This is a genomic window from uncultured Microscilla sp. (assembly GCF_947493425.1).
Lineage (GTDB): Bacteria > Bacteroidota > Bacteroidia > Cytophagales > Microscillaceae > Microscilla.
Genome location: NZ_CANLRP010000170.1, coordinates 1 through 18057 on the forward strand (window position 1 = coordinate 1; position 18057 = coordinate 18057).

Genomic DNA, 18057 nt, shown 5'->3' on the forward strand with positions numbered 1-18057 from the left:
GTCGAGTAGGTAAGGGGATTTTCACCCCGAACCTCTCACAGAACCGTGCGTGATAGTCTCCCATCACACGGCTCTTGTTATACAAATCATCATAATTTAACTCCTGCATTCCAGTGATAAAATAGATACGGATAATCTCGCCTCACATTCCTTAACCATTGATAGCCTTTCTTTATACTCCTCTTCAAGCGTTTGTATTTATTTATCGCCCACTTGACGAGTCGCAGATCGAAAACTTGGAAAACTATGTCCATTTCCCACTTGCGGAACTTACCATAATACTGGTAGATACCACATAGTATTGGATTTACTTGCCCCGCTATGTATTGAAGTGTCGATGATGTTCAACGATATAGCTTCATTTCTTTCCACTTTTGGGCTATTTGCTTCTTGGCTTTCGGACTGATAACGCAATCGAAACGCAGAAACAGCCGTCCATCTTTGGTTTTATTTGTTCTTGGTTGGAATCTGAAACCCAGAAAATCAAACTTCTTTGGATAGCTTTTCTTGCCTTTACCATTATTCCGACAACACACAATTTTCGTCTTTTCTTCATTCAGACGTAATTTACATTCGTTTAAGCGTGCGCGGATTGCTTGAAGGTTGAAAATGACAAAATACAGAGCTTGATGGTAGGAGGAAGGGGTTTGTTAGACCGACCATTGAGGTGGACGATTAGACCTTGGTTTAGAGGTTTCTATCAAAAACCTGAGCGTTAAGTAGCTATTGCCCCTTGGGATTGACCAATTTGTTGCCAAGGGGTTTGTTATTTGAGGGTAAATAACTGATGTTATGCATGGAAACCTAAACCTGGGTTATATTGCTCGGTTGTGAGATGGCTGAGTGACGCATCGCGGAACGGTTTAACAATGAAAATAAAAACCAGACACCAGGCATCTGTAACTTGTGTTACCAATTACTTGGAATAATCGCCTAAAAGTATTTTTTTAGGAAAACGTTAAACTATTCTTTTTACAATCACATCAACGACTACGACTATGATAGACATCCCTTACTTTGCCGACCTTCACTGTCATCCTACTATGAAGCCTTTTCGTCAGGTGCCACAAGCAAATATTTTTGATAATATAGATACTCAAGGAGCCTGTCAGGAACTAAACTGGCTCACTCGACCTGCTGCCAAAAACATTGTAAAAGTATCGCAAACTAATATAATGAAGTGCCAACAAGGGAAACTCAGGCTAATGTTTGCTTCTATTCATGCGCCTGAGCGTAAATTTTTTGATCTGAAAGACTGGGTAGAGTTTATGCTTGAATTTAGTGCCAACGACCAAACAGTAAAACTTGGGGTGTGTATGACAGGCTTTGATCGTTCTGTTGTAGAAGGGTATATAGACGCCCATCGTAAGAATAAAGACCAAGCCATTCATTATTTTGACGAAACCCAACGCGAATATGAATACCTGGTGATGCAAGCAAAACAAAATGAGTGTGTGGACATTGCGGGCGATTATGAAGAACTGCAGCGCATTTTGAGTACACCCAATTCAGTGGCAATTATCCCAACTATAGAGGGCATGCATAGTTTGGCTATTTTCACCAATTTTGAGCAACAGAACTTGAGTTTTGATCAGGTAAATGACATAGCCGACCCTTACTATCAGCATTTTGCCACCCAGTACCAAATTAATATTGGAAGAATAAAAAGCTGGGGAGAAGGGAAGCACGCCCCCTTTTTTATTACGTTTACGCACTACTTCTGGAACTTGCTCTGCGGGCACGCCAAATCGGTAGAAAGCTTTGCCATGAGTCAATCATTTAATATGGATAAAGGTTTTTCAGCGTTGGGCAAGGTAGCTATCCACGCCTTGTTGAGCCGCGAAAATGGGCGACGTATACTGGTAGATACCAAACACATGAGTGTAGCATCGCGCCGAGATTTTTATAGTATTTGGGACCATTACAAGAGTCAAGGCGATAGTTTTCCTATTATTTGCAGCCATGCAGCCCTCACCGGAAAGGCTACCTTGAGCGACCTGGAGGCAAGCTATGACAAAGGGCATGTGCTCGAAAATGAATATTTCAACACCTGGTCTATCAACTTATGCGATGAAGATGTACGATATATTCATCAATCGGGTGGTTTGATTGGGTTAATGTTTCATGATGAGCGCATGCCAGGTGGTTTAGCCAAACAAGCCATTGAGAAGGCCAAGGCATTGCCCGATGCCCAGGAAAGGTATGACCAAATGCGCAATGAGTATTTACGCCTTTGGATGGTCAACGCGCTACAGGCAGTGAGGGCAATCAACGATGTAAGTGCCTGGGATATACTCTGCATTGGCTCTGACTATGACGGTATTTTAAATGGCTTTGATATTTATGAAGACGTAGCCTGTTACCCCGATTTGCAATTGCATTTATTTCAATACTTGCACAACCCTTTGCCTTGTCCTTTTGTAGAAGGCTTGCAAACTAAAGATGCCATCAAAAAACTCTACTTTGGATTAACACCTGAGCAAATTATGGAAAAAGTGTTGTACAAAAATGTAGATAATTTTATGATGCGTTATTACAACGATTATTATTTGAAACAAGGCAAAGCAGTAAATTTAATGGCATAAGGGGCTGATAATAAAAGTCTTGCCTGTGTTTTAACTCAACATTTTTGTTTACAACAATCATTCATTATTTGCTGAATGCTTCTTGTAATTTTTTGCTTTACCTTAGCATTCCAAACTGTCTTCTTATCCAGTAAAATTTACGCCTACGATGCACCTCACCACCACCACCGTGCCGCCCATAAGGGTATACATAGTAAGACTTAGGGGCTTTGATGTGATTATAAGTGGCAAAACAGGTGATAGGAGGACAGGTAAGGTCTTGTAGCCCCACACTCATAAGTACAGGCACCTTGATGTAAGGGGCAAAGTTTTTAGTGTCAAAATAAGAAAAGTTTTTGCGTGATTTTTTCCAGGTCATGCCTGGAGTAGCCTTGATGTACCTTTTTACCTCATCTCTAAAGTTAGACACGATTTTTAGCAGACGCGGAATGTCAGACAAAAAAGGTACATCGGGCGCGCATAACTTTACACGTTTGTCAAGGGCGGCAGTCATTAGACTCAAGGCACCCCCTTGGCTGGCACCCTCCACCGCTACACGGCTGTGGTCGAGCTCAGGGCGGGTAGCCAAAAAGTCGATCGCCCTTATACAGTCCATCAGGGCTCCCCGGTACACATATTTGTAGGGGTCTTTCAGGAGGTGAGTAAAAAACTTGAAATAATTGCCTTGCGGGTTTATTTCATCCTTACTATTGCCGTGTCCCCTAATATTGAGCGATAAAACAGCAAAGTCGAGAGGAATGCCATGCAAAGGACGTTTTTTGAGCGATTGGACATTAAAAAATGAACCTCCCAGCGAAGGCAGTTGTAAGATGACGGGGTGCTTGGTGCCTTTAGTAGGTACCCGGTACCAACCCCTGACCGTGACATGCCCCATGCTTTTCATTTCTACCAAATATACATTGTACTGAGAAGTACACAACTGTTTGCGTTTGGTTACCTTGAAATGAGGATGTACCTGACGCAAGCGCCAAAGTGAAGTTTTCCAGAATTTTTTAAAATCGACTTGTTTACTTAACGGAGAGTGTTGCTTGTTGATGGCATAGCCCAGCACCATATAGGCGTGCGACAACCACCCCGTGTAGTTTTTGAGCGAGCAACTTGCCAGGTAAAAGTTGGGCGATGAAGCAAAGTATTGGAAGTTTACTTCTATGGTTTTGCGGGCGGGCACCAGCACGTGCCTGGTCTTGGTTTTTAGGTGGCGGCGTGGTTGCAAAACGGCAATATTACAGTATACCACAGCACGTATCGGAGCATAAGTATTGTTTTTGATCTGACAGCTAAATTTGAGGGGTTTGCCCAGCTTAAAGGTGCCATTACCCTTGAGCACAATCACTTTGGCAGTCAATGATTTTTTTTTCTTCTTTTTCTTATTTTTTTGGCAGTAGCCAGGTTGGGTTGCCCCAAAAATTGCCATACTCACCCACCATACAATCAATAAATGCTTCATATACCTTTTGCTTTCTCAAAACTTACCCAATCCAAAAAATAACCAAATACTTATTTTAAGTGTTTTTTTTGATCAGGCATCAACACCTTGGGTCACAGTTCGACTAATTTAAAAAGTATTTGTGAAAGTACGTTCTTTGGGCAGAAAATCAACGATAAAAAAAGAAAAAGCTTTTGGCAACTTTATACTTTTACTTCTACCTGAAGCACAATGGGCAAATGGCTAAAGCTTGCCTGAAGTTGTTCGCCGTATTCGGCTATTTCTTCCTGATCAGTGATCCACTCAATGTGTATGGGTATTTTTACCTTTTGGCGATAAGTTGCCAATATACTTATGAGTTGTTTGATGCCGTTAAAAGCATTCAGGTTTATTTGGTTGAGTTGAATGTGAAACTCAATAGGGCAAGTATTTTCGCTGAGGTAGTGAGCCATCCAATCAACAATAGGGGCAAAAAAGGTGTGATCGTCATCGTCAAAAGCATTACCAGTGATCTGAAACAAATTAATAGCTATATCAAAGCAAATTTTTGGCGAACTATTGCTTGCATTGATCAATAAACTTTGCGTATGTCTGGCGGACTTGCTTGCTCCAGTAGTATTATTAGAAAACAGGCGCTTTCTCAATAAACTACATCTTTGTTTGATGATTTGATACAAAGTTGCCAATGTCTTTTCAATTTAAATATTTATACTCAATAGTCCATAGCATTTAGTCCGTAGTCCATAGCGGATTCGAGTAAATGTTCACCCTATTAATCTCTGTAAGTCAATGGTTTACATTGAATTTACCTGCTTTATTTTTCAAAGGGTTTCAGTTTTACGTCTAAACACGTAATTAAATAAAGGTTATTACGAAAAATTTTTAAAGACTCAATGGATTGATAACGACTCATTTACTGACGATTTCTCAAAAAATAGTCGCTGCATTCATTCTTATGACAGGTTGCAATCCTTGTAAACGATCTTTGTCTAATGCACTGAATATCAATGCCTGTAATTTTTCGTAATAATGTCTAATAGTTTTTAAACTTATAACCATTTGATAACCGAGCCTCTGGCGAGTCCTTAGATATCGATGTATATCGGTGCTCACCGAAGGTAATCAGTAATCAACTTTGACTACAATCACTGTGGAGTATTGTATACTAAAACTATCACTTAAATAAGATAAATAGTTGAGTAGCTTGGTGGTGGTAGCTATACAAATATAACAAAGTCTCTGCACATCAAGGCGTACAGAGACCGTTTTTTTGAAAATTATGTTAAAAAGGTACATGAAACTGGGGGAGATTTGACTACAAACCCTGGTACCACTGAAGTGCCTGGCTTACTTCGTTGAGCGTAATGGGTTGGTTAAAGTTGGCTTTGCCTACCTGCTCTAGCAAGGTGCATTGTATTTTACCACCCTCATTTTTTTTGTCTTGCATGGTCAATTGGGCTATAGCAGCCACTTCTTCGTCTTTGATTATCAACGTAGGGTACAGTTTGTCAATGTATTGGGTAATAGATTGGAGGGCATTTTCACTAATAAAGCCTTTTTGTTGTGCCAGGTATGCTTCGCACATCATACCAATGGCAATGGCTTCACCGTGTAGCAAAGCTCTTTGGTCATCGTGCAGGTAGTAGCTTTCTATAGCATGCCCTATAGTATGCCCAAAATTAAGTATTTTGCGCAAGCCACGTTCGTAAGGGTCAGTTTCTACCACTTGTGCTTTTACTGCCACCGAGTGCTGCACAATGTCTTGCCAGTCGAGAGTATGGTAATTACTCTGCTGCAGGGTTTGCCACTTGTCAGCATCGGCAATGAGGCAATGTTTGATAACCTCGGCGTAGCCCGATAGCAGTTGACGGGCGGGCAATGTTTGCAAAAAAGGAATATAAATGTATACCAGGTTGGGTATCTTGAATGTTCCAATGTGGTTTTTAAACTGCTGAAAATCAATACCTAACTTGCCTCCTACACTCGCGTCTACCTGCGATAACAAGGTAGTTGGCATTTGAATAAAGTCTATGCCGCGCTTATAACTAGTAGCACAAAAACCACCCATGTCGCCAATTACTCCACCTCCCAGGTTAATCACCATTCCCTTACGATCCATCGCGTAGTCAGTCATTTGTTGCCAGATGTGGCTACAGGTAGTCAGGGTTTTATTTTGCTCACCGCTTTGAATCTTGATGAGCAAGTGCTCAGCGGGCAAAAAAGGTTTAAGCAGAGGGTAACAATGTTTGTAGGTGTTTTCGTCTACTATGACCGCTATTTTGGTAGGGTTACGTTGAGTTACAAAACGTTCAAATTCGTTTAAATCAAGGGCAATACGCACATTTTGACTTTCCAGCAAAGCATTCATTCTTTTCTATTGTTTTTTAGGAGTGTACGAAGTCTTGTAATCATCTGATAATAAGTGTTTTGCAAGGTTAAAGCAAACAAAAACAAGGTTGTTTTCACTTTTAAAAGGTGTTTTATACGCTCATTTTTGCTCTTTGCTAGGGCGACCACAAGGGTAGCCCCTACAATTAACACCTTGATTTATATGTAAATACCTGTATATCAAGGATTTTAAAAACTTCGTACAATCCTAATTGTTTTTTTTAAATTCAATACTAAGGAATGGTACCAAAATAAATTTACATTTTTAACGTCATCTTTCGCTGACAGAATTCGTTAAAAAAACTTGTCGTAGCGCTGCTATGCCGCGTTTTTTTGCCTCTCCTGCCAACAAAATATTTTGGCGTTACTATAGAACTTTATTTTTACACCATTCCTAAGTTTGAACAATAGTAAGTAAAATACTTGAAATCTCCGTACCTGTTGGGGCTATAGGTCAAGTTTGACCACAGGTTGGCTATACTGCGCCTATTGTTTTATCCTACCTGGTGCGTAGCCGCTCTGCTACTTTTAGGTCAGTATTGAGCTGCTCAAAATCATAGTACATGCCTTTTTCGTCCGAACGACTTTCTGCATCGAGTTCTATGGCTTTTTTGTCAAGCAACTTGCCCAGGTTGGAGTGTACAGGTTGTTTGCCGACAGGCACCAAGGCAGTTTGTAATTGTTTGACTTCTTTATCACGGTAAATTTTCTGGTCTAGCTGATTAAAAATTACCCTTAATAGCTGATTTTCTTCATTTTGAGCGTCTATTCGGCGGTTTTCTGACTTCATTGCCTGGCGACGTATAAAGGGAATTAACCAAAATAAAAAAGAAAAGGCAAAGGGGATCATAGTTGCCCAAACATAAAATACATCAGGCAATGTATCTATATTTTCTCCATCAGACACCAAAAATAAAATCAAAAAAGGGGCTACCAACGACATTATCCAATTAAAAGCATTGACGTACATGATGTTATTGTTGGTTTCTTTGTCGTTGTCGTTCATAGGGCGGTGGGAAATCGGGCGTTTCCATATTGGAAGCACCGCCTGATGTGGGGATTGGTTGGGGATTGTCAACGGGTTCTTAACTTCCTGTTCATCGTTTGTACCAAGTACTGTAGGGTCAAAATCGGCAAAAGTATACACAATTACCCCTTCCTCGGTTACGGTAGCATCGCCGTGGTAGTTGGCCAATAGTTGGGCTGCCTCTTCTTGTGCCTGGCGCACGCTCCACCCAGTCAGTTTTACAATTTCAGCTACTACTATTTTGCCTTGGTTTTGGCTAATAAAACGCAACAGTTGTTTTTCTAGCTTTAGGTCATCCGTTTTTTGTCGGGTGGCTCCAAACACATAAGAAAAAACCTGATGTATGTAGCCATCATCGGCCAATATATCCCCTTCTCTGCCTTTCATCAACATACGAAACACGTCACGCAGGGCTTTCAATATTTTTCCAAGTACTTCGCCCAATATATCGCCATTGCGGGTAATAATAGCCACAGCAAAAGCCAGCACTAATACATAAAACAGCAAATAGGTAAACAGCATGAGTACAATCCACACCTTAAAGAAAAAGGTGAAACCTTTCCACGCCAGTTTAAACGCCTTTTGGAGCATCATTTTTGGGGTCAATTGCTCCTCGCGTGACTCAAAATCGAATACGTACACCAACTCGTGTTTTTCATTGGTTTCGAGGTGTGCCGGGTAGTCGTCGAGCAAACTACGCACTGCCAGGTCTACCCAATCTTTAGACAAGCCTGTGCCTACTACCATGTCTAGTTGCGTGGCCCCTTGAGGTTTGGTTTTCAGGAAGTTGACCAGTAGTTTTTTAAACTCTGCTTCATTATAGTCTTTTCGGTCTATAGTGTTATCCATTTCTTATTGTTTTAATTACCTCTAAGTCGGTTTGCACTTCTTCAAATATATAATAAGCCCCTTGTGTGTCTGCCATACTTTCTGCCTCAAGCTCATGAGCCTTTTGGTCAAGCAATTGGGGCAACTCTTTGTTTCTAAGTTTTTTGCCCTCAGGTACTATTTTTTGTTGAAGCCCATCCAATACCTCATGTTTGTATAGCTTGCCTGGTATTTGGTCAAATATCACTCCCAGCAATCTGTATTTCTCGTTGATGGCATCTATGCGGCGGTTGACTGCATTTACTCTAAAGCGACGTAAATTCGGGATAAGCCAAAACAAAAAAGAGTAACAAAAGGGAATAACAAATAGGATAATCAAATATGTTTTATTCAAAAAAAAGCTTAAGCTTATATCCGAATCATCTTTAAAAGCCCCTACGATCAACATAAAAGTTACCACAAGCATAATAGGTGATAAAAAAGACATCATCCAATTAAATTGATTGCCACTGACAATGCTGCGGTTGATCTCTTTATCATTGTCGTTCATTCTGCGAGCAGGTAACAAACGTTCCCAAATAGGGGCAGTTCCTAATTTTACAGCTTCTTCTATTTCCTCAGCGTGTGTCTCCCTTAGTTCGGCTTTGGTAGGCAATTGTGGGGCGGGTATTTTTTCTTGTATGTTCTCTCCACTCTCATTTTCTGCTTTTGTAGCTAATAACTGTGTATGTTCTTCCAACAACTTTTTATGCTCCCTTTTCTTAATTTCAGTCAATTTTTTAGCCCTTAATTTCTGATTATAGGTTTCTACAAGCTTGTTTATTTCTTGGCTATCTTCTAAATCAGGAAAAGAATACACAATCACTCCCTCATCGGTTACTTCAGCATCGCCATGATAGCTTGCCATGAGTTGAGCAGTTTCTTCTTGTGCCTTGCGAATGCTCCAACCAGTAAGTTGTACAATTTCGGCAGCAACGATTTTACCCTTATTTTGGACAATAAAATTCAATAATAACTTCTCTATCGCCAAATCGTCTGGTTTAGGGATAGTTTCGCCAAATATGTAAGAAAACATCTGGTGTACAGCACCCTCATCATCTTCTTGCTCTTCACTAGGGCGTCGGTTCAACAATGCAAAAGCATCTTGTACTATACGTTCTCCTTGTCCCATCACTCTTTCTATAAAGCCACCTGAACCAAAACCACCTTCATAACCAGCAAACAGTGCAAAGATGCTAATTACAATGAAGAATAAGATTAAAATAATGGCATTGACCAAAAAGTAGGTGCAATACATGAGCAGTGTCCATACTTTGAAAAAAACAATGAAGCCTTTCCAAATGCCACGCAACACCTTATTTGCTACCTGTAAGAAGGTAAGGCTTTCTTCTTTGGCGTCAAAGTCAAACACATAGATGAGTTCATGTTTTTCGTTGGTTTCGAGGTGGGCAGGGTAGTCGTCTAGCAAAGCACGTACGGCAAGCTCGACCCAATCTTTAGACAAACCAGTACCTACTACCATTTCTAGCTGAGTGGCTCCTTGGGGTTTGGTTTTCAAGAAGTTGACCAACAATTTTTTAAATGCTTTTTCGTCGTAGTCTTTTCTATTTATAGTGTTATCCATAGGTGTTGTTTAGTTGGTATAAATCAAAGTCGTTTTTTTAGACATCCTAATCACCCTAAAAAGTTATAAATAATTGAATAAAAAACAGTATGATTGTAAAAAAATAGCAATTTGAAGGCTGAAAATCTAATGAAGGAACAAACAAAAGCGATTGTAGGCTTTCTGATAGAGTAGAATTCATTTCAAACAATTTTGGTGATCAACCTTAAACTATTTATCTAAAAACAAAACGTCATTATGGGTGTACAAGAAGTTAAAATAGCTGCCAACCAAAAAGAACTTAACCGATTTACCCGTTTTCTGCTCAAAGACATTCAGGCAATGGAATACATGCTTGAAAACGATTGGTTCGAGCAAGCCCCTATCAGAATTGGTGCCGAACAAGAAGTATGTCTGGTTGATGAGCACGGCAAACCTGCCCCAAAGTCTATGGAAATACTGGCAGCATTGAATCATCCAAGTTTTACTACCGAGCTTTCCAGGTTTAATATAGAGGCCAACCTCAGCCCGGTAGAGTTTACGGGCGATTGTTTTAGCAGGGTGCAGAAAGAACTGGATGACTTGATGGAGCTCATTCATAAAACCGCCCACGACTTGGAAGCCAGGGTAATTCTCACCGGAATTTTGCCTACCATTCGCAAGTTTGACCTTGACATAGAAAACCTGACGCCTATCGACCGTTATTATGCTTTGTTGCAAGCTATAGAGCGCTTGCGTGGCAAAGCAGCTTATGAGTTAAAGATAGAAGGGTTGGACGAGCTGAACCTTAAGCACGATTCGGCATTGATTGAGGCTTGTAATACCAGTTTTCAAGTGCACTTGCAAGTCACTCCTCAAGATTTTGTAAGTAAATATAATATAGCACAAGCTATTTCTGCCCCAGTGTTGGCGGTAAGTAGTAACTCGCCTATGCTGTTTGGCAAGCGTTTATGGAACGAAACCCGCATTGCACTTTTTCAGCAATCGGTAGACACCCGCATTACCAACGAGCATCTGCGTTATACCAGCCCCAGGGTGACCTTTGGCAATGGTTGGGTCAAAAACTCCATCTTGGATTTATACAAAGAAGATATCGTGCGTTTTAAGGTATTGCTCACCACCGATGTAAAAGAAGATGTGCTGGAATCGGTCAAAAACAATAAAACACCTCAACTACAGGCATTGAGCATTCACAACTCTACGGTGTACCGTTGGAACCGTCCTTGCTATGGCATTAGCCCTAACGGAAAGCCCCACTTACGCATAGAAAACCGTATTTTGCCTTCAGGACCCACTACCTTGGATGAAGTAGCCAATTCGGCGTTTTGGGTGGGGCTAATGAATGGCTTTGAAGAAGCTTACCCTGATGTAACCAAGGTGTTGGAATTTGACGATGTAAAGGCCAATTTTGTAAAAGCTGCCCGCATTGGGCTGGGAAGCAAACACCATTGGGTACACGGCAAAACAGTAAATGACATAGAGCTGATTCAAAAAGAACTTTTGCCCATTGCCCGCATTGGTTTAGAAAAAGCCAAGGTAAACGAGAAAGACATTGATAAATACCTCGCAATCATAGAAGATCGCACCGAAACCGGGATGAATGGCTCAAGGTGGATACTGAAGTCTTACTCAAAATTGCTCAAAGAATCAACTAAAGAAGAAGCTACTACGGCTATTGTGGCTGGAATGGCATATAACCAAAAGACAAAAAAACCAGTCCATGAATGGAAACTTGCGAGTATACAGGATATTGCCGATTGGCATCCAACCTCGTTACTTGTCGAGGAATTTATGACTACCGATATATTTACTGTGAGTAAAGATGAAATTCCTGAGTTTAGCGCCGATATGATGGACTGGCGACGTATCAGGTATTTGCCCATCGAAAACGAACAGGGAGAACTCATTGGTTTGATTACTTCAAGGCAGTTGTTGAGGCATTTTTCTACCATGTATAAAAACGAAAAGTTGGACTACAGTACCATCAAAGACCTGATGATCAAAGATCCACTGACGGTGGCGCCTGAGGCTACGATTATAGAGGCGATAGACGTAATGAATACCCAAAAAATTGGCTGCCTTCCAGTAGTAAATAACAAAAAACTGGTGGGGATTATTACCGAAAGCAATTTTTTGAGTATTACCTCAAGTTTGCTTAAGCGACTGGCCGCCAAAAAGAAAAAAGCCATTAGAAAAGAAGAGGAAGCCAAGCAAGAAAATAACACCGGGTCTGAGAAGGGTAATTGAGGAAGGTTATATTGTTACGCAATGCGTATATTTATGAATTTAAAAACTATTTAATTGGGTGTTTAGGCGTAAAACCGAAACACTTTTAAAAATAAAAGGAGTACGTAATCTTAATATAAAGCACTGGTTTACAGTATTTAACAAGGTGAACATTTATTCGAATCAGCTATGGACTAAATACTATGGACTGTTGAAGTAAAACAACTCAAAAAAATAAAATGAAAAAGATTTTGGAAGAAGGGCAAGATTTTACGCCCCAATTTGAAAAGAGAGGGGGGTTGCTCCCCGTGATTGTACAAGAACAAAACTCTGGCAATGTGCTGATGCTGGGGTATGCCAATGAAGCAGCTTTGCAAGAAACCTTAGAGACTGGATATGCTACTTTTTGGAGCACCTCGCGTAATGAGCTCTGGACCAAAGGTAAAACCTCAGGAGACTACCTGAAAATAACCCATATATTGACTGATTGTGACCAGGATGCCTTGGTTTATCAGGTAACAATGGTAGGCGCAGGAGCTTGCCATACCAAAGATGAAGACAACCAGGCGCGTACTTCTTGTTTTTACCGAAAGGTAGCTTCTGCCAAAACTTTGGAGTTTATAGATAAATAAAAGCACTAAAATGACTATATTGTAACCAAAAATGCCTAAAAAAATAATGGTGTAGCATAGGTAGCAACAGATTTGTTAGTGTAACAATGGAGCCATGGCAACTCTTTTTTTGGTTTGCTGTGACCTTTTGTGGCGTTTTGCGACTACCTTATTAGCTTGTTTAAAATGTACTGCTTTCAATGTCAAAAGTAGCGGCTGATTAATATATAAAGCTTTTTGCTTACTTTAAACAAGTTCTTAAAATGAAGCCTGTAAAATATTATGGATAAAACTATTGGAGAAAACACTGCCCACGGTCACCAGGCCAATGACCACGCTCATGTACAAGAGTCACTTCACACACATGACCATCATAGTTGTAACCACGACCACGCCAATGGGCACCCTCATGTACACCCCGTAACCTCAAACTTAAAGGTAGCTTTCTTTCTCAATTTTTGCTTTACTATTATTGAGCTGATAGGTGGTGTACTTACCAACTCAATGGCCATTATGTCTGATGCCATTCATGACCTGGGCGATACTATAGCCATTGGCTCTGCCTGGTTTATGGAGCGTTACTCAGAAAAAGGCTGCGATGATCGCTATAACTATGGGTACAAACGTTTTTCGCCCTTATCGGCATTTATTACTTCGGTGATATTGATTGTAGGCTCAGTTTTTATTTTTATCGAAACCATCCCCCGACTCATTCATCCTGAGGCAGTCAATGCCAAAGGTATGTTGTTGCTGGCTATTTTGGGAGTTACCATGAACGGTTTGGCTGTGTTGCGGCTAAAGTCAGGCAACAACGATTCTATCAATCAAAAAGCGGTGATGTTGCACCTCATGGAAGATGCCCTGGGTTGGGTGGCAGTGTTGGTAGGTAGTATAGTAATGTTGTTTGCCGATGTGCCCATTATCGATCCTATCTTATCGTTGTTAATTGCAGTATATATTCTATACAATGCCTTCAAAAACCTGCGGGCTATTCTCAATGTGTTTCTACAGGCAGTGCCTCCTAAATTTAACCTGGAAACCACCAAAGAAAAGATTTTGAAAATACCTCATGTGCTCGACTTGCATGATGTAAGGGTGTGGTCTATGGACGGCAGTGATATGATTATGAGCCTACACCTGGTAGTAGAAGAAAACTTAAGTAGTGCCCAGTATAAGGCGCTCAAGTATGAAGTAAAGCATACTTGCCAGCACCTTCACATAGGGCATGTTACTTTAGAGATTGAAACCCCCTCCGAGGGGTGCAAGCTAATGAAGTAGCCGGGCAAGCTCAGGAAAAACGTCTTTGACTGGCTTTTCGTGGTATTTTTTTATACTGGTATACGCCAACCCTGCCTGAAGATTGAGCAATACGTCTTTTTTGTTTTGGGGGCTAAGTTTTTTGATTGCTTTGACAAAAGTTTCTTCCCCTATTTTGTGTACCAAGGCTACTATTACGGTGCCATGCCCCAACCCAGCCGAGGCATCAAAGGTTTTGAAGGCAAGCCGTCTGATAGACTTTTGGTCTTTGTTTACCGCCTGTTGTAACAACTCACAATAGGGAAAGCCATCATCCTTGGCAAAAACCATCGTTTCTTTCCATATCTTAATGCCTGCCACTTGAGTACAGTCATCTTTGACAGTAGCAGGGTTAAATAAACATACAGACAATACTACAGAAAAAAAATGTTGTATCATTTTCAATTAATTTTAGGTGTTGCCTATACCTACGTACTGTAGCAAGAAATGGTAAGGAACATGTTCAAAATAAGTGTCGATATTGAGGGCATAAACTCAAGGCTGACTGAGGCACTTTTAGCCTTTGGCAGAGGTACTGTGTACAAAGTCAAGCATTTGAATATAATTTTATTTACTGACCTATTGCAGTGATTATTTTTGTTTATATGATGGAAAATACAGGCGGTAATTAAGGTCGCGTCAACTGGATTCAGCCTTATTTTGTTGGCGTTAAGTTGAAAATCCTCCGAGTACAAGCTCGGAGTTGTAAACCGAACTTGCCTTCGGGAAAATTTGGGTAATGAAGCCGTAAAAACAGATCACTGTCTGAGCCGCAGGCGAGTTTGAGCTGTTTCGGCGCAATGGAACAAATTTTAGCAACAACAAAATACAGCTGCGGTGCTTGAACTCTCCGAGAGCAAGCTCGGAGCTGCGAGCCGAACTTGATTTGGAGGGTTTTGGTTCCTTTTGACCTGGAGCAAATCCAGGATCTTCCGAGAGCAAGCTCGGAGTTGTGAACCGAACTTGATTCGGGGAGGAACGGCTTACAAAAACCCGATTCCTGAATTATTAAATCAATCTTGATATACTGCTAAAATGTACAAAAAAACAAATTTTTAACCTGCGAAAGGTCAGTTATTTATATTTTAGGAGGGGCAGCTCGTTGCCCCTTTTGTTATATAGTTCGGATCATAAGAAGTATCATTCTTCCACAATGTATATATAAGCGTAAGTACTTTGCGACATACAGCCAGTGTTGCAGCTCTGCCATTTCTGCCTTTTGCTACTCTATCATAAAATACTCTTATCTCCTTCGATACCCTTATTGAAGAAAATGCAGGACAAAATAATACACCCTTGATGTGTTTGTTTCCCTTTTTTTTCATCTTACTTTTCCCTTTCATTTCCCCTGACTCTGAGTGATCAATACTCAAAAAGTAGGTGTAAAGAAATCAAACAAGACTTACCTTATTGGCTGTATGGCGATATGGAAAATGGCGCTTATGGCAAGACATATATCGAAACACTGGATGCTCAACTAAGGGAGAAATATTTGAGCAATTGACCATTATTAATGTAGCTACTTCTTTACCCAATTGCCTCCTTTTTCCGGGTCAAGCGCAGTCGATAGGTTTTGCAGTGCCGAGCGGTTGTGGTGACACATTACAGCTTTGAAGGCAAGCTTCTTATCTATTTTTTCTTGCTGGGTTTGTCGAGCATTGGCGTCTTCAAATCCTTTTTGCCACTGGGTAATTTGGGTAAAGTGCAAAGTAAGTTCGCTTCCTTGCCGCTGGTAAGTACCCTGCCATACTTTTTGTTCTTCAGACCCTTTGCCGTCATCACCCACTGTCACATTGGTGTATACATACCTTACTACCTGTTGGGGCAAAAACACCAACACAGCCCTAAAAGTAGAGCGGTTGACTCCAGTACAAGGTTTTTTGCCCCAAATATACTCGCTGCCCTCTAGCTGGTTGAGCTTGTATTGGCTGGTATCGGGCGCTACTACCTTGCGCGCAGATGCTGGCGGCTCTGGGTTGCTGTTTTTCACCGTTTGTTCGGGCGTAGAGGTACACTGTATAAAACCTCCAAGGCTCCACACTACCCATACAATCAAGGTTGTTTTTTTAAAGTAGTTCATTTTTGGTCATTAGTGTCTAAAAAAACTAAAGAAAGCTTGAATGGGCAATAGTCCACTTTTTAACAAAACCATCAGGCTTAAAGAAATAGTAGTGGACTATAAACCTCATTGGTCAAAGTTTGGCTTTGGGTACTAGCTCAACCCTACAATATCGCCATTGACCAGGTCAATATTTTGTGCCTGGGGTGTTTTGGGCAAACCCGGCATACGCATAATGCTACCCGCGATTACCACAATAAAACCTGCCCCGGCATTGATGACCATGTCTTCTACCGAAAACACAAAATCTTTGGGCACCCCTAAAGCCTTGGCGTCGTCAGAGAAAGAGTACTGGGTTTTGGCAATGCATATAGGCAAATGCTCCAAGCCAAACTTTTTGATCCGCTTAAGCATTGTATGGGCTTTTTTGCCCAAACTTATCTCTTTGGCGCCATAAATTTTAGTGGCTACTTTCTCAATTTTGGTTTCTATACTGTCCTCGTTTTCGTAGGTAAGCTGCAAAGGCTTAGAAGGGTTCTTCTCTATAGTATCTATCACGGCTTGCGCCAAAGGTGTGGCACCCTCTCCCCCTTTGATAAAACCATTGTTGATGGCAAAAGTAGCTCCTCGATCTTCGCTCCATTGACGCATATAGTCCATTTCTTCGTTGGTGTCAAACCCATATTGGTTAAACCCAATCACGACCGATTGCCCAAAGCTTTGTACATTCGCCACGTGCTTTTCGAGGTTTGCCAAACCTGCCTTGAGTCCTTCCAGGTGGGGTTTCGATATGTCGGCCTTGTCTACACCACCGTGCAGCTTCAAAGCTTGCGAAGTTACCACAATTACCGTGGCCTTGGGCTGAAGTCCTGCTTGGCGACATTTGATATTAAAGAATTTTTCGGCGCCCAGGTCTGCCCCAAAACCTGCTTCAGTAATGACATAATCGCCAAAGGTGAGCGACATTTTAGTGGCTACTACCGAGTTGCAGCCGTGGGCAATGTTGGCAAAAGGTCCTCCATGAATAAAAGAGGCAGTGTGTTCGGTAGTTTGTACCAGGTTGGGGTGAATAGCATCTTTGAGTAGCACTGTAATGGCACCCGACACGCCCAAATCTTTGACCGTAAAAGGAGCATTGTCATAAGTATAGCCCAAGATAATGCGCTCCAGGCGTGCCCTCAAGTCATCCAAATCGTTGGCAAGGCACAAAATAGCCATAATCTCAGAGGCAGGCGTAATGTCAAAACCCGACTCTGCCACTACTCCGTTGCCCGAGCCACCCAGCCCAGTAGTAATCTGGCGCAACGAACGGTCGTTTACGTCCAGTACTCGCTTCCATAAGATTTGCTTGAGCTGTTGGTCGGTGTTGCGGTGCTGAAACTGGTAGTTGTCCAGCAATGCCGAAATCATATTATGGGCAGAAGTAATGGCGTGAAAGTCGCCCGTAAAGTGCAGGTTGATGTCCTCCATGGGCAATACCTGGGCATACCCTCCTCCAGCGGCTCCCCCTTTCATGCCAAAACAAGGCCCCAGAGATGGTTCGCGCAAAGCAACCACGGTTTTTTTGCCTAATTTTTCGAGCCCCAATGCCAAACCTACCGAGGTGGTGGTTTTACCAATGCCAGCTTTGGTGGGTGTAATGGCAGTAACCAATATCAAGTGGGCTTTTGAGTCCTCAGCATTGATCAGCTGGTAAGGAACTTTTGCCTTATACTTGCCATAAGGCATTAATTCTTCTTCAGGCAAATTTATGTGTTGGGCTATTTTGCCAATGGGTTTTAAAGCTATTTCGCGGGCAATTTCTATATCACTCTTCATTGTTTTATTTTCTGATTTTGTATAAACATATTCTAATTGATTGTATGGATGCTAAATAACCCAAATATTGATGAAATACTGCCTATTTGAGAAAAAAAATCAATTATGATAGTTCAACATGTTCGCCATAATTAATGGCAACAATTATTGGTAAAAAAAAAGGGATTGTTATTTTGAATTTGGAGAAACA

General features: G+C 41.2%; 13 protein-coding genes and 1 pseudogene. 4 read left to right on the forward strand and 10 right to left on the reverse strand.

Going from position 1 to position 18057, the window contains the following annotated elements:
• Positions 1–89: 89 nt before the first annotated feature.
• A pseudogene (locus Q0954_RS35095) lies at positions 90–326 on the reverse strand (group II intron maturase-specific domain-containing protein); the annotation flags it as partial.
• A gap of 672 nt (positions 327–998) precedes the next feature.
• Here Q0954_RS35095 and Q0954_RS27530 point away from each other — a divergent pair.
• Positions 999–2585: a hypothetical protein gene (locus Q0954_RS27530; protein ID WP_299462886.1), complete on the forward strand. Its 1587-nt coding sequence runs from the start codon at positions 999–1001 to the stop codon at positions 2583–2585.
• Positions 2586–2682: 97 nt separating this feature from the next.
• Here the strand turns inward: Q0954_RS27530 and Q0954_RS27535 are convergent, their stop codons facing one another.
• The 5 genes from Q0954_RS27535 to Q0954_RS27555 form a co-directional block, all read right to left on the reverse strand.
• Positions 2683–4032 (reverse strand): acetylxylan esterase, encoded by a 1350-nt coding sequence (locus Q0954_RS27535; RefSeq protein WP_299462889.1) that lies wholly within the window; start codon positions 4030–4032, stop codon positions 2683–2685.
• Between the two features lie 182 nt (positions 4033–4214).
• A complete protein-coding gene (locus Q0954_RS27540; RefSeq protein ID WP_299462892.1) occupies positions 4215–4697 on the reverse strand; it encodes a DUF1987 domain-containing protein in 483 nt (160 codons plus the stop codon).
• Positions 4698–5326: 629 nt separating this feature from the next.
• Complete coding sequence (aroB, locus tag Q0954_RS27545; protein ID WP_299462895.1) at positions 5327–6379, reverse strand: 3-dehydroquinate synthase; 1053 nt, start codon at positions 6377–6379, stop codon at positions 5327–5329.
• A 519-nt stretch (positions 6380–6898) separates the two neighbouring features.
• The gene (locus Q0954_RS27550; protein WP_299462898.1) at positions 6899–8275 is read right to left on the reverse strand and encodes a hypothetical protein; all 1377 of its coding nucleotides are present in this window, start codon (positions 8273–8275) and stop codon (positions 6899–6901) included.
• Positions 8268–9878 (reverse strand): hypothetical protein, encoded by a 1611-nt coding sequence (locus tag Q0954_RS27555; RefSeq protein ID WP_299462901.1) that lies wholly within the window; start codon positions 9876–9878, stop codon positions 8268–8270. The genes Q0954_RS27550 and Q0954_RS27555 overlap by 8 nt, the downstream gene beginning before the upstream one ends.
• Positions 9879–10115: 237 nt before the next feature.
• On the opposite strand from Q0954_RS27555, the gene Q0954_RS27560 reads away from it, so the two are divergent.
• The 3 genes from Q0954_RS27560 to Q0954_RS27570 all read left to right on the forward strand — a co-directional run bounded on the left by Q0954_RS27560 (position 10116) and on the right by Q0954_RS27570 (position 13972).
• Entirely contained in the window at positions 10116–12104 is a 1989-nt protein-coding gene (locus Q0954_RS27560; RefSeq protein ID WP_299462904.1) for a CBS domain-containing protein, read from the forward strand.
• A gap of 218 nt (positions 12105–12322) precedes the next feature.
• On the forward strand, positions 12323–12715 hold the full coding sequence (hisI, locus tag Q0954_RS27565; protein WP_299462907.1) for a phosphoribosyl-AMP cyclohydrolase: 393 nt from the start codon (positions 12323–12325) through the stop codon (positions 12713–12715).
• A gap of 261 nt (positions 12716–12976) precedes the next feature.
• Positions 12977–13972: a cation diffusion facilitator family transporter gene (locus Q0954_RS27570; protein ID WP_299462910.1), complete on the forward strand. Its 996-nt coding sequence runs from the start codon at positions 12977–12979 to the stop codon at positions 13970–13972.
• Here the strand turns inward: Q0954_RS27570 and Q0954_RS27575 are convergent.
• The 4 genes from Q0954_RS27575 to Q0954_RS27585 form a co-directional block, all read right to left on the reverse strand.
• Positions 13961–14389 carry a hypothetical protein gene (locus Q0954_RS27575; protein ID WP_299462913.1) on the reverse strand — a complete coding sequence of 143 codons (429 nt, stop codon included), beginning with the start codon at positions 14387–14389 and terminating at the stop codon, positions 13961–13963. The two genes, Q0954_RS27570 and Q0954_RS27575, sit on opposite strands and share 12 nt — an antisense overlap.
• A gap of 686 nt (positions 14390–15075) precedes the next feature.
• Positions 15076–15363, reverse strand: a complete 288-nt coding sequence (locus tag Q0954_RS35100) for a transposase (RefSeq protein WP_366916763.1) — start codon at positions 15361–15363, stop codon at positions 15076–15078.
• Positions 15364–15509: 146 nt separating this feature from the next.
• Positions 15510–16070 carry a hypothetical protein gene (locus Q0954_RS27580; RefSeq protein ID WP_299455290.1) on the reverse strand — a complete coding sequence of 187 codons (561 nt, stop codon included), beginning with the start codon at positions 16068–16070 and terminating at the stop codon, positions 15510–15512.
• A 132-nt stretch (positions 16071–16202) separates the two neighbouring features.
• Entirely contained in the window at positions 16203–17867 is a 1665-nt protein-coding gene (locus Q0954_RS27585) for a formate--tetrahydrofolate ligase (RefSeq protein ID WP_299462916.1), read from the reverse strand.
• Between the last annotated feature and the right edge of the window lie 190 nt (positions 17868–18057).